Raw genomic sequence first — 13,674 nt, 5'->3', positions numbered from 1 at the left:
CTTCGTGGCTGGAACAGCGGAAATCCACTCTCCCTCTTCGTATAAATAGAGTGGAACAGCGGAAACAGCGGAAACAGCGGAAACAGCGGAAACACGGTGATTTATGTTTCGTGAATTGAATGTGCAGCGTGAATGCCTGACGCTGAGGACAATCCGCTGCTGGACTTCGGGGACAGCGTCTTCTCACACCGGGATGCACTTGCTGAATCGTACGAACCAGAACGCATCCTCGAGCGGGATGAAGAGATCGATCAGTATGCGGCAGCGCTGCGGCCCGTCGTTGAAGGGGATACGCCGGACAACATCATGGTCTACGGCAATACCGGGGCCGGGAAAACTGCGGTCACCCGGTACATGATCGACATGATGTACGATGCGTGCGACACCACCGACACGCCGCTTTCTACCGTCCAACTCAACTGTAACGAGATGACCGCGTTCAAAGTCGTCCGCACCCTCGTCAACGATCTCCGCGACAGTAGTGCCGACGAGTTCCCGGCCCGGGGCCTTTCAACCCGTGACGCCCTCGACGCACTTTACGAAGAGATCGATAAACGGGACGGCACGGTCCTCCTCATCCTCGACGAGATCGATCACATCGAACACATTGATTCCCTCCTCTACGATCTCAGTCGCAGCCAAGCGACCGGCCGCCTCGAACATGCCAATGTCGGCATCATCGGCATCTCCAACGACTACACCTTTCGCGATACCTTGTCAGCGAAAACGAAAGGTTCGTTCGCCGAAGAAGAAATTGACTTCACTCCGTACAACGCAGACGAACTCGAAGTCATCCTCTCCGACCGGGCCGCGATCGCGTTTAATGATGATGCGATCACCGATGCCGCAATCAAACTCTGCGCCGCACTCGCCGCCCAAGACAGTGGAAACGCCAGGCAGGGCCTCGACATATTGAAAGCAGCGGGCAAAACCGCCGACGACTACGGCGACGATGTGGTCACCGAAGACCACATCCGTGATGCCCAGAAGACCGTTGAACGCGGCAACCTCGAACAACGCATCAGCAGCCTCACCGTCCAACAGCGTCACATCCTCCACACCTTGGCACTCCTCGAAATCGACAATAAAACCCCTGCCAGAACAAAGGAAATCTACTCCCTCTACACCGACGTCTGCGAACAATCCGGGCTAGACCCGCTGTCAACAACCCGGAGCGTCCGCGACCACCTCGATAAACTCTCCATGCAAGGCTTCGCCGACCAAATCCTCCGCAATGAGGGCCGGTCCGGCGGCAAATACCACGTCTACGAATGTTCCATGCGGGCCGATATCGTGCTCGAAGCTGCACCCCGCGACTAGAACAGCGGAACCCCACTCTCCCCTCAATCACGACGAGAAGTTGAGACTACAGTGGATTTAGCAGGCCTGTGGTGCGTGTATTCTGGCGACTCAGTCCGCTGGTCGTTCTTTAGACATTCCCTCAGCCGCCAACTAGTCCATGGTTCCAGCACGAGAACCACGTTCCTCGAACGCGACGACGCGCGCACCGGTCGGCAAGCACTTCGCAGGGTCGTCGCCGAGCGGAACGGCGGTCTGCGGGGGTGAAACGAACGCAATGAACACAGGTCGGCAATCGGCGGGACGTGACGACAGCGGACCGTCTCACTCGATTTGGATCGGCTTTGGCTCTCGTTCCTGTACACGATCCGCCGTCTCACCAGTGACGCGCTCGTAGACCTCGAGCAGTTGTGCTGCGGTTCGGTCGACGCTCACCTCGCGAGCGGCCTCGCGGCCGTTCGAGCGTTCTCTGCGTCGCAACACGTCGAGCAGCCCGTCGACCAATTCGGCGTCGTCGGTCGCGACGTGTGAGGGATCGACGCCGGCGAGCCGTTCCCGGACGTCGCCGACGTCGACGGCGACGACGGGCAGGTTACAGGCCAGCGCCTCTTTGACCGAGTTCGGCGATCCCTCGCTGTGAGAGGTCAACAAGAGCGCGTCGGCGGCGTTCATGTAGTCGGCGACCGCGTCGTGGGGGACGTCGGAGATCGTCCGGAGTTCGACCGGTCGCTCGAGGAGGTTGTCGGTGGCGTTGACGATTCGCCGTGCTCGTGGGTAGTTCTTGACCTCGCGGTCCGGCGGGTAGGGGAACAGGACCTGGTAGGCGTCGCCGACGTCGTCCCAGCCGACCTTCTCGCGGGCCTGCTTCTGTGGTTCCGGCTGGAACTGCTCTAGGTCGACGCCGTCGGGGATCACCCGACAATCCCGCCCGAGCACCTCGCGCATCTCCTCGGACATGACGACGACCTCGTCACACAGCGGTGCACACGCCTGGCTGACCGGTTTGACTGGGCCGTGGACGTCCGATCCCCACAGCGAGAGGACGACGGGCGTTCGCAGCTGGGCCAGCGCGACCGGTGCTGCCAGCCCGTACTGTGCATGAACCAGGTCGGGACCGCTACGGGATTCCCTGATGACTTTCGGAACGGTTCGGAGGTAGTCGATGGGACTTCGTGTGGCCCCATCGGCACCCTCGCCGGCGATGGACACCAGAGTAAATGAGACGCCGCGCTCCTCGAGGGCTGCTATCTGCCGTCTCATGAAGGGCGCGTCGGCGTGTGTCGTGAGTGTGAGAACGTGCATCTGGACTGGCAGCCTAGACGAACCGAGTCCCGTTTGTTATCCAGCCTGCAATCCCGAAACCCGGCGTTCAACGCTCAGCTACATATTGTAAAATTATCTAACCGGTATTCGCGATGTCGTATCCGTGCTCTCGACGTCTTCTTCCGGAGCAGTCGGTCCCAGGTCCCGGCAGCAGCAAGTACGAGAGGTAACCGGCTGTCCGTGGACTGTCCGATCACGAATGTATCAGGATATCTTGCTCGCGACGGACGGCAGCGAAGGCGCCCGACAGGCGACCGAGCACGCGATCGAACTCGCTGACCGACTCGAGGCGCGACTGCACGTCCTTTCGGTCGCCGAGGAAGGCCCCCACAGTTCCGAGAAGCAAGACGAAATGCGATCGGATCCCGAAGGCGAGGCCGAAGAGGCGATCGAGGAGGCCGAACGGGCGGCGTCCCAGCGAGGCGTCGAGACGACGAGGACCGTCCGCCACGGCGTCCCCCAGGAAGAGATCGTCGACGTCGCCGAGGCCAACGCGATGGACCTGATCGTCATGGGAACGCACGGTCGCACCGGCCTCGATCATCTGGTGGTCGGCAGCGTTGCCGAGGAGGTCGTCCGAAACGCGCCCGTGCCGGTCGTCACCGTCCGCGAACGAACGTGACCCGGCTCAGCGACTCGAGTGACGCCATCGCGTCGGCGTGAGTACCGACTCGTTGGCCGTTCCGAGAACCGCTAGTCGGCTACTACTCGCGGATACGTTATCGATAATTAACTCGTCCGGAGTGAAATCGCGGCTCATCGTGGCAGTGGACTTCGTGGCGTCGTACACTCGATCGACGATCGGTCGGTCGAACCGACGGCTGCCGTCCTATGATCCGACCGCGTGGCCGTCCCGAACGGCGGTGGTCGGCCGGTGAGCGACGGGACTGCGACCGCCACGGGCGACGTGCTGCGTGTGCTCGTGGTCGGCGACGAGCCGTCGTCCGACGCCGCGATGGATGCACTCTCATCGCGACTCGAGTCAGTGTCGCTGTTGCGGGAACGGTCGCTCTCGACGGCTCTCGACCGACTTGCACAACTCGACGTTCACTGTATCGTCGCTCCGTTCGACTCCGAGACCGGCGATCGGACGACACTCGAGCAGTTACACGACCGTGACGAGACGGTCCCGGCCGTCGCCGTCATCGACTCCACGACCGACGAGCAGACGATCACCGCTGCCCTCGAGGCAGGTGCCGCCGATGTCGTCGACCCCGAGATGCCGAACGTCCTCGTCGCGACGCGAGTCAGAAACACGGCCGAGCGATATCGCCAGGAACACACGTCGGACCGTCGTAGTCGGTCGATCCTCGAACGATCCGATGCCCTCGTCTGGGTGACCGACGCGAACGGGCGCCTCGAGTACGCCAGCCCGGCCGTCGAATCGCGGATGGGGTATACGCCGGCCGAACTGGAGGGAACGCCGCTTGCGCGGCTCGTCCATCCGGACGATCGCGAGACGATCGGCGAGACGCTCGAGGACGTCTCGACGGCCCCACTCGGCGCGACCGAACGGCAGACCCTGCGGCTGGGTCACGCCGACGGCAGCTGGCGAGCCTACGAACTGACCGTCGCGAACCGTCTCGCCGATCCGGTCGTCGAGGGGATCGTCCTCACACTTACGGACGTGGCGACCGAGTCCGACTCGCTCGCCCGGAACGCGGTCGATCGGCTCTCCCGACCGCTGTTCGAACTCGGCCCACAGTGGGAGCTTCGCTACGCCAACGAGGCGGCGAGCCGACTGTTCGACGACGAGCCGTCTCCCGGGACCGTCGTCTGGGAACTCCTCGACGACGCCGTCCGCGGCCGGTTTGCAGAACGGTTCCGCGAGGCGAAGACGACCGACCGGCTCGTCGAGTTCGAGACGTCACCCCCGTCGCTCGAGGACCGGTTCGTCGTCTCGGTCCATCCGAGCGAGGACGGCCTCACGGTGACCGCACGTGAGGTCTCCGAAACCGACGCCGCCGTCGATCGGGAGCGGTTCGACCTCCTCGAGGACGTCGTCGACGCGCTCGCCGACGGGGTCGTCGTTCTCGAGGAATCGACGGTTCGGTTCGCAAATCCAGCCGTGTACGAGCTGGCGGAGACGGAGCCGATCGTCGGCCGGGAGCTAGACGTCGTCTTCGACGACGATCTCGCGGCTGCGATCCGCGAGCGGGCGGCATCGCCGATCGTCCGGTGGATGGAACCAGTTACGGGAACGCTCGCCGGAACCGAGCAGCGAGTCGACGTCTTCGTGACGCCCCTGTCGGCGACGCAAACGCTCTGTGTCGTCCGCGATCGGAGCCGATCGGCGGCTGCTGCCCTCTCGACGCTCGAGGGGGCAATCGCGGAGATCCAGGCGGCGGAGTCGGCGGCTCCCGTTCGTCGGGCCGTCGTCGACGCGACGCTTTCCTGTACCGACGCCGATCTCGCGGCCTGGTACCGGCCCGAGGGCGACGCGTTGCAGCCGGCGGCCGTCGAAACGACGACAGCGACCGACTCGGTCGAGCTACCCGCGATCGAACGCGACGAGACGACGCTGTTCGAGCACGTCGAGACCGACACCGTCGGCTCCGGCGTTGCCCTCGATCGGGCCGACCTCGAGTCCGTCCTCGATCGGCTGGGCGTGCGAGCCGAGCGCGTCCTCGCCGTTCCGGCTGCCGATCACGGGCTGGTGATCGCGACCAGTACGGAGCCACTGGCCTTCGGAGAGCGGGATCGACTTCCTGTCGAAGCCGCCACGGGGGCGGCCGCGACCGCACTCGAGGGTCTCGAGCAGACTGTGGCGGTTCGGGAGTGTCGATCGGCTCTTCAACGCCTCGAGACGGTCGTCGATCGGTGTACGCGACTCCGTGAGACCGAGCGGGCGATGCTCGACGCTGAGAGCCGCACGGAGATCGAACGGCGACTCTGTATGGACCTCGTCGACATGCCGCTCGAGGAATCCGTCGGGACGATCGAACTGGCCTGGACCGGCGACGTCACGTCCGGCTCCGATCGGATCACGGCCGACGCCTGGGCTGGTTCCAACGGCGACTATCTCGAGTCGATCTCGATTCCGATCGAACGAATCGACGACGCGACACATCCGACGGCACAAGCGGCCGCGACGCTCGAACCGGTCGTCGTCGACGATCTCGAGCGTGAGACGTCCGTGGAGGGTGACACTGAGTGGCGCCGCCGAGCCCGCGAACGGGGCTTCCGGTCGGTCGTGGCGCTTCCGATTGCCGTCGGCGAGTTCTGCTACGGCACGCTCACGCTGTATGCGGATCGGCCGTCGACGTTCGACGACGAGACGCGTCGGGCCTGTCTCCATCTCGCGACCGTCGCCGGCCACGCGATCGCCAATCTCGAACGGAAACGCGCGCTGCTGTCCGACTCGGTCACCGAACTCGAGATCGAACTCCGCGACGATGACGACCCGCTATCGGCGATCGTCCACGAACTCGACCGTCAACTCGACGTGGCGGCGGTCGTCCCCCGATCGTCGGGCGGGTCGACGGTGTTCTGTACCGTCGCGGACGTCGACGACGACGTAATTCGATCGGCCGTCGACTCCGTTTCCGAACTCGAGTCGGCCCGTCTCGTCGCTGACCGCGGCACTGCATCGATGATCGAGTTCGTCGTCGAGGAGTCGACTATCGCGACGTCACTGGCCGACCACGGCGGCATGCTACGGTCCGTGTTGCCGAGCGACGACCGAACCCGGCTCGTCGTCGATCTCTCGAGTACGGTCGACGTTCGATCGTTCGTGCGCGCGATCGAACGACGACAGGCAGACGCGAGTCTCCTTGCCCGTCGCGAGCGCGATCGATCGGTCCAGCCCGCACGCGCCTTCGACGCCGAACTTCGGAGTCAACTCTCCGAGCGCCAGCTTCGGACCCTCGAGACGGCCTACTACAGCGGCTTCTTCGAGTGGCCCCGTGAGAGCACCGGCGAGGAAGTCGCCGACTCGCTTGGCGTCTCTCAGCCGACGTTCAGTCGACACCTCCGGCTCGCCCAACAGAAGGTCTACGCGTTGCTGTTCGACGAGCGAAACGCGAACAGTCCCGAAACAGCGGAGTAGTCTCTCCTTACCACCCCACTCGTCTCTCTCGGCCGGCTGGTAACCGGGTGTTTCTTCCCGAGTCGAACACTCTCGAAGGAGAATGCATGAATAGATATAGCGCTCGTACGACCACTCGTTTTTCTGTATAGCTGCTACCACCATGTAGTCGCGGTCGAATTCAGTATTCGATGAGCGAGTTCGCGGTAACGAGGAGTTACGACCGGTATCCGCTCGGATGGGGGGTCGACCTGTGAGTATCGAAATCTCCGACTACGAAGGTGAGCGCACCGGGATCCGATCGCAGGCCGACGGCGGCATCGTCACCCAGCTTCGGCTCGATCACGCGTCGCTGTTCCTGCGTCCGACGCTGCGACGTGTCCCCGACGTCACCGTCGAACCCGAGTACTGGACAACGGTCGGAACCGGTCGGACGCTCGTTTTCTGTAGCGTCTACGCTGACTCCTTCGAGAGCTTCGAGACCGCCCTCGAGATCGACCCGACGATCACTGATCCGGTTCTTACGGACCGGTACGCCGACCGGCGCGTCTACCGGGTCGAACTCACGGATTGCGCGGTGACCTTTATCTCAGCTACGGCGGAAGCTGGCGGGCGTCTGCTGGACCTCTCGAGTACCCGTACCGGCTGGCAGCTCCAGTTGCAGTTTCCGAGCCGTGACGATCTCGTCGAGTTCAACGACTACTGTCGCGAGCGAGATATTTCGGTCACGGTCGATCGACTGCGACTCTCCGACGACGAGGACGACTGCGTCGTCGCCCTGACCGAGAAACAGCAGGAACTGCTCGCCGTCGCCCACGAGGAGGGTTACTTCGACGTTCCGAGAGGGATTTCACAGGACGAACTGGCCGACCGACTCGGCGTCTCGAAGTCGGCGGTCTCACAGCGGCTCCGTCGCGCGATCGGCGAGCTCTGTGCGTCGAAGCTGTCTTGATCGGCTGAGCACGCCGGTTTGGATCGCTGTCAGGTTCGTTTTTGACGCCGCTGTCGTCGGACAGCCGTCGCTATTTCGCTGTCGTCGTCGCCATACGCGAGAAAAGTGAAAATCGGTCGCGGAATCCGGACGGGTCGGCCGTCGTCGGTGCCCGTGTCTCGACGGCCGGTGACCCAGCGGTTACTCCTCGTCGTCGTCTTTCATCGCGCCCAGCTGCGAGACGAGTTCGTCGGTGGACGCGTTGGATTCGAAGGAGAGCTGCCCGTCGTGGTCGTTCTCGTGGACGTTGACGGCCTCTACGTCCTCCTCGTCGTCGGCCGTCTGTTGCTGCTGCTCGGATTCGTCGTAGCTACCAAAACCCATACTCATAGTTGAGTAGCCACTGTCAAAGGTGTGCCGGTTCGATTCAGCTCTGTGTATTGACCCCAAATTTCGGCCCGTCGAGGCGTCACTGCCGATCGGACGTCGTTTCCGGATCCCCTCCACGTCGCTTTCGGGTTGCGGTTTCGACCGGAACCGCGGTGTGTTCGGGTGGCGATCGATCGGCCGCCGTCCCGTATAGACGGCTGTCCACCAGCGACAGCCTCACTCCAGTCGGAGATACTGTCGGTCGTACTCGGGTTCGCCCTGGCGCGGGTGAATCGTGATGAACGACTCCGGCGGCAGTTCGGACAGGCGCCTGGGGAGGTCCTCGAGTTCGTCGTGCCAGCCGACGTCGCCACGACGCGGCGAGATGGCGACGATCAGGTCGTCGTCGTCGGTCTCGCGCTCGAGGGTCGGGAGCAGTCGTCCCCAGTCGTCGAGGTCGTCGAACTCGGCGCTTGCGTCTTCCTCGACGAGGCCGAACAGTTGCTCGAACTGGTGGGCCGATCCCTCGACGACGATGACGTTCAACTCCGCGCCCAGGCTCGCGGCGATTCGCTTGACGGTGTGGACGGCCTCGTAGAACCCTTCGTGGTGGTCGACCCCGATCGGGACGACGACGAAGATCCGTCTCGTCGTGTTGATGGGGTGACCCAGCCGGGAGACGAGGACGGGACGCGTGGTCCGTTCGAGGACCTGATCGATGATGCTCCCGAAGATCCGGTGACGGAACGTCGAGCCCGCATCCCACCCCATGAGGATCTTGTCGGCCTCGACCTCGACGCTGCCCTGGACGATGCCGGAGGCGACGTTGTGGTTGACCCGGGTTTCGGTCTCGATGGGTATCTCGGCCGCGCTCCCTTCGGCGGCTAACGCCTCGAGGTCGTCGTTGACTTCGGCGACGTTGGCTTCGGTCGAGCCGCTGCTGTCGGGTTGGACGACCCGCATCAGATGTACCGGGTTCGTTCCCTGACCGCCTTTGATGAGAAACGAGAGTTCCAGCAGTCGCTGCTGGCGTTCGGCGTTGTGTGAGAGCGGCAACAGGACGGTCGGATCTTTCGCGCCCGTCTCGCCCTCGCCGACGTCGCGCTCGAGGGCGAGTTCCGTCGCCGCCCGTTCGGTGACCCACGGACTCGCCAGTGCGGTCACGAGCAACATGAGGACGACGGCATTGAGGATCTCGGCCCCGAACAGACCTGCCTCGAACCCGACGAGGGTGATCGCGAGCGCGGCCGCGGCCTGGCCGATCGAGAGGCCGAAGATGACGTTGCGCTCGTTTGGCGTGTAGTCTTGGATCTCGGCGACGAGCCAGGCCGCACCGGCTTTCGTGACGACCATGACGCCGACGATGAGCGCGGCGACCTGCAGCGTTTCGGGGCCGTCGAAGATGACGCTTGGATCGACGAGCATCCCGACGTGTAACAGGAAGAAGGGGATGAAGAAGGCGTTCCCGACGAATTCGACCCGGTTCATGAGGGTCCCACCCGCGGGGATCAACTGATTCAACGCCAGTCCGGCGACGAACGCACCCAGAATCGGGTCCAGACCGAGGAGTTCTGCGAGGCTGGCGGCGGCGAAGATAGCGACCATCACGAACAGAAACTCGAAGTAGCTCTCCTCGCTGAAACTCTGGAAGAACCACCGTGAGGCCGGCGGGATGACGAACCAGGCGACCCCGAACAGGACGACGAGCGCACCGAAGACCTGAGCGAACAGCCAGCCGGTGAGTTCGCCCTCGACGGCGCCGGTGACGATCGCTAACACGACTAACGCGAGCGTGTCGGTAAAGAGAATCCCGCCGAAGACGGCCGTTACTGCACGGTTTTTCGTCACACCGAGCCGGTTGACGATCGGATACGCCAACAGCGTGTGGGAAGCAAACACTGCCGAGAGCAACAGCGCAGCCCAGATATCGAGTCCCAGAACCGAATGCGTCGCGGCGGTTCCAAGCAGAAACGGGATGAAGAAACTCGCCAGTCCGAACAGGGCCGCGTTCTCGGGGGCCTCCCGGAACCCCTGAATGTCGAGTTCGAGGCCGACGGTAAACAGCAGATAGATCAGTCCGACCTCACCGAGCAGTTCGATCGCATCCGAGTGTTCGACGACCTCGAGTGCGCCCGGACCGATGAGCGCGCCGAAGACGACGATTCCGACGATGCCCGGTTGGCCGAGACGTTTGACCAGCAGCGGTCCGACCAGGAAGATCACCATCGCTAGCGCGAACACGAGTACCGGCTGCTCGAGGGGGACGTCGGGGCCAGTGACGACGAGTGGTGTGATCATCGATCTGATTCGATCCCGGTTCTCTGTCGGTCGTTTATACTGCTGGACAACGCTCGGACTGCCACACAGCAGTCACCGAAGAGAACCCGCCGATCTGGAGCGGCGAACTCTCCCGATCGTTCTATCCGGTAGTATCAGCCGGTGTCGATGCGGTATCGACACCAGCTCCGGCAAACGGTGCAGCTTTTTGCGACTATCTGCTCGGAACAGCGTGATCACTGTCGAAAAGGGAGCGGTGGGGTAATAAAATGTCCGATTCGATGCAATGAATGCGGATATTCGTTCAGTTCGAATTCGAATGCGGTGATGCGAGTGGGCACGCGTTTACAATCAGTATCGGCGAACATCCGAGCCCCCGATTCCGCTCGAAACCGTCGATTTCGACGACGTACCTTTCTTGTTCGATGCTGTATTGGACGTTATATATTGCTGATTGTTCACGTGGAACACGAGTCTCTATTCGGACCGACTGTTTGACTGTCCATACTCTCTGTTCCAGTGAACATACGAATATCTGGTCCGCTGTTTGCTTTACATACTCTGGTTATCGAAGGGTTTTGAACGAACTATCGTTCTCTCCCATCGGTTAATTGTATAAACATCTGGTAATTGGTTTTGAAGCTATGATTATCATCGGACGGAACATCCGGCTAGAGCGGCCACAGACGGTCTATTACCCGATAACTACTGCTCCATAGTCCGTCTATAGTAATGGACGCTGGTGGGCAGGTCTCTATCATGTCCGCACACCGTTTGCCGTCCCGGACAGTCACTACGGCCGAGCAGCTCTCGACGGTCGACTCTCCGCCGACCGTTCGATACCCTGTTGGTGTGAGTCCGCGTTCGACGACCGACGCATCGTATCCGAAACTGACCGTCCCCAAACGATTCGACGGTGGGTGATCGAGCCATGTGTGGAATTATCGGCCGCGTCGGTGACGGAAGCGCCGTCGAGCCGCTGTTAACCGGTCTCGAGAACCTCGAGTACCGTGGCTATGACTCGGCCGGAATCGCCATCCAGAACGGCTCCGGCATCGACGTCGAGAAGCGCTCTGGCAAAGTCGACGAACTGAAAGAATCGATCAACGGGACGCCACTCGAAGGTGAGGTGGGGATCGGTCACACACGTTGGAGCACTCACGGGCCGCCGACCGACGAGAACGCCCATCCACACACCGATGGCACTCGAGACGTCGCCGTCGTTCACAACGGAATCATCGAGAACTACGCCGAACTCAAGTCCTGGCTCGGCAACCGCGGACACGAGTTCACAAGCGACACCGACACCGAGGTTATTCCGCATCTCATCCAGTTCTACCTCGACGAGGGGATGGCAAACGAGGCGGCGTTCCGTCGCGCCATCGACGAACTCGAGGGGAGCTACGCCGTCACGGCGATGCTCTCCGGGGAAGACGTCCTCTATGCTGCCCGACAGGGGTCACCGCTGGTCGTCGGGATGGAAGACGACGAGTACTTCCTTGCCAGTGACGTTCCGGCGTTCCTCGAGTACACCGACAGCGTCGTCTACCTCGAGGACGGCGACGTCGTCATCGTCGACGACGACGGCGTCGAGTTCACCGACCTCGCGGGTAATCCCGTCGTCCGCGAACCCGAGACCGTCGAGTGGGATCCCGAACAGGCCGGGAAGGGTGAGTACGATCACTTCATGCTCAAGGAGATCTACGAGCAGCCGACCGCCCTGGCCCAGGCCCTCGAGGGTCGCATCGATCCGGAGAACGGCCGGATTGCGCTGTCTGACTTCAAACCGGGCACGTTCGCGGACGTCGACAGTGTCCAGTTTATCGCCTGTGGGACCTCGTATCACGCTGCGTTGTACGGTTCGCTGGCGCTGAAACAGGCCGGTGTCGAGTCGACCGCGTTGTTGGCAAACGAATACAGCGTCTCGGCACCGCCGATCGACGACGACACGCTGGTCGTTGCGGTCACCCAAAGCGGTGAGACGGCCGACACGCTGAATGCCCTCCGCTATGCCGACAGCGAGGGTGCGATGACCGTGACGGTCACGAACGTCGTCGGCTCGACGGCCGCCCGTGAGGCCGACGAGGCGTTGTTCATCCGCGCCGGGCCGGAGATCGGCGTCGCCGCGACCAAGACGTTCTCCTCCCAGGCCGTCATGCTCACGCTGTTGGGTCAGCGCATCGCCGCCGACCAGTACGGCGAGATGCCGGCAGACCTCGACGCGCTCCTCCCCGAACTCGACGCGATGCCCGACGCGATCGAGACAGTCCTCGAGGAGACCGACGCCGAGACCGTCGCCGAACGGTACGAGGACAGCCAGTCGTACTTCTTCATCGGCCGCGGTCTGGGGTATTCGGTCGCCCTCGAGGGTGCCCTGAAGTTCAAAGAGATCACCTACGAGCACGCCGAAGGGTTCGCCTCCGGCGAGCTCAAACACGGCCCGCTGGCGCTTGTGACACCCGACACGCCGGTGTTTGCCGTCTTCACCGGCGAAGAAGACGAGAAGACGTTGAAAAACGCCGAGGAGGCCCAGACTCGCGGTGCGCCCGTGATCGCGATCTGTCCCGAGGGACATCGAGCCGTCGATGTCGCAGACGCTCACCTCGAGATCCCCGAGACGGACACCGACCTCGCGGGTCTGCTCGCGAACGTGCAACTGCAACTCGTCTCCTACTACGCGGCGGATCTACTCGACAGACCGATCGACAAGCCCCGTAACCTGGCCAAAAGCGTCACGGTCGAGTAGCTCTCGCTCTCCGTTGTCTTTCCGCTTACTGTAGCATTTGACCATCTGAGAACACGAATCGGCCGATGCGACCGTTGAGTACGAGTCGACGACGCCGTCGGAGCCGAGACCACCCCCATAGTCCCGGATCCAGACGGCATCGTCGGGTGATTCCCACGACCCGCACTCGACGTGTCGGAGCCGTTCTGGAGGGTACTGCCGCGATCGTATCGGATTTGATCGACTCCCTCCAGTCGGTCTAGCGATTCGCCGTGGTATAAAGCTCGTACTTGAGAACGACGGTTTGTTACCGAACCGACGCGTGTCGGTCCGATCGTACAGATCGAACGTGGCCGTTATTGATCCCGTTTGACGACTTCGCTGGACTGAGCCGTCTCACCGGCCGTCAATTTCAGTCCTGGCGGTAGGTTCGCGCCGGCCTCTGTCTCGGCTCCGTCGCCCGCGACGACGCCGAACTCGCGTCGACCAGTCGAGACGCGTTCGCCCTTGACGGTAAACGAGACGTCGGCTTCGTCTTCGCGACAGTTCGCGACGCTCGTTTCGTCCCTGAACTCGACGTTCCGACCGAGGACGCTGTCTCTGACTGACGAGCGATGATCGATCGCCGACCCTCGAGAGATGACGCTATTTTTCACTTCGACACTGTCCCCGATCGTCGCATTTTCTCCGATCACGGTCGCCCCGCGGACGGTGGCGTTTGGA

At 62.7% G+C, this 13,674-nt stretch carries 8 protein-coding genes and 1 pseudogene; 5 read left to right on the top strand and 4 right to left on the bottom strand.

The genetic code is table 11. The annotated features are described in order from the left end of the window. Window positions 1-132: 132 nt before the first annotated feature. Window positions 133-1,320, top strand: coding sequence for an orc1/cdc6 family replication initiation protein (locus RBH26_RS19190; RefSeq protein WP_306759985.1), 1,188 nt, complete (start codon window positions 133-135; stop codon window positions 1,318-1,320). 303 nt (window positions 1,321-1,623) lie between these two features. On the opposite strand, the gene RBH26_RS19185 is transcribed toward RBH26_RS19190, so the two are convergent. Beyond that, a complete protein-coding gene (locus tag RBH26_RS19185; RefSeq protein WP_306759984.1) occupies window positions 1,624-2,601 on the bottom strand; it encodes a glycosyltransferase in 978 nt (325 codons plus the stop codon). A 220-nt stretch (window positions 2,602-2,821) separates the two neighbouring features. Between RBH26_RS19185 and RBH26_RS19180 the strand changes: the two genes are divergently transcribed. The 3 genes from RBH26_RS19180 to RBH26_RS19170 all read left to right on the top strand — a co-directional run bounded on the left by RBH26_RS19180 (window position 2,822) and on the right by RBH26_RS19170 (window position 7,601). Beyond that, window positions 2,822-3,244 (top strand): universal stress protein, encoded by a 423-nt coding sequence (locus tag RBH26_RS19180; RefSeq protein ID WP_306759983.1) that lies wholly within the window; start codon window positions 2,822-2,824, stop codon window positions 3,242-3,244. A gap of 252 nt (window positions 3,245-3,496) precedes the next feature. Continuing rightward, window positions 3,497-6,670 carry a bacterio-opsin activator domain-containing protein gene (locus RBH26_RS19175; RefSeq protein WP_306759982.1) on the top strand — a complete coding sequence of 1,058 codons (3,174 nt, stop codon included), beginning with the start codon at window positions 3,497-3,499 and terminating at the stop codon, window positions 6,668-6,670. Window positions 6,671-6,902: 232 nt separating this feature from the next. Next, a complete protein-coding gene (locus tag RBH26_RS19170) occupies window positions 6,903-7,601 on the top strand; it encodes a helix-turn-helix domain-containing protein (protein ID WP_306759981.1) in 699 nt (232 codons plus the stop codon). A 180-nt stretch (window positions 7,602-7,781) separates the two neighbouring features. Here the strand turns inward: RBH26_RS19170 and RBH26_RS19165 are convergent, their stop codons facing one another. Together RBH26_RS19165 and RBH26_RS19160 are read right to left on the bottom strand one after the other, a co-directional pair. Continuing rightward, a complete protein-coding gene (locus RBH26_RS19165) occupies window positions 7,782-7,964 on the bottom strand; it encodes a DUF5786 family protein (protein ID WP_306759980.1) in 183 nt (60 codons plus the stop codon). 222 nt (window positions 7,965-8,186) lie between these two features. Then, a complete protein-coding gene (locus RBH26_RS19160; RefSeq protein WP_306759979.1) occupies window positions 8,187-10,247 on the bottom strand; it encodes a cation:proton antiporter in 2,061 nt (686 codons plus the stop codon). Window positions 10,248-11,157: 910 nt separating this feature from the next. On the opposite strand from RBH26_RS19160, the gene glmS reads away from it, so the two are divergent. After that, window positions 11,158-12,972 carry a glutamine--fructose-6-phosphate transaminase (isomerizing) gene (gene glmS, locus RBH26_RS19155; protein WP_306759978.1) on the top strand — a complete coding sequence of 605 codons (1,815 nt, stop codon included), beginning with the start codon at window positions 11,158-11,160 and terminating at the stop codon, window positions 12,970-12,972. Between the two features lie 335 nt (window positions 12,973-13,307). On the opposite strand, the pseudogene RBH26_RS19150 reads toward glmS, so the two are convergent. Further along, window positions 13,308-13,674: pseudogene (locus RBH26_RS19150) on the bottom strand (glucose-1-phosphate thymidylyltransferase); the annotation flags it as partial.

It is taken from the genome of Natronolimnohabitans sp. A-GB9, from assembly GCF_030848565.1.
Classification (GTDB): Archaea; Halobacteriota; Halobacteria; order Halobacteriales; family Natrialbaceae; genus Natronolimnohabitans.
Note: the sequence above shows the minus strand (reverse complement) of the source record. Positions and strands in the feature narration are given on the sequence as shown.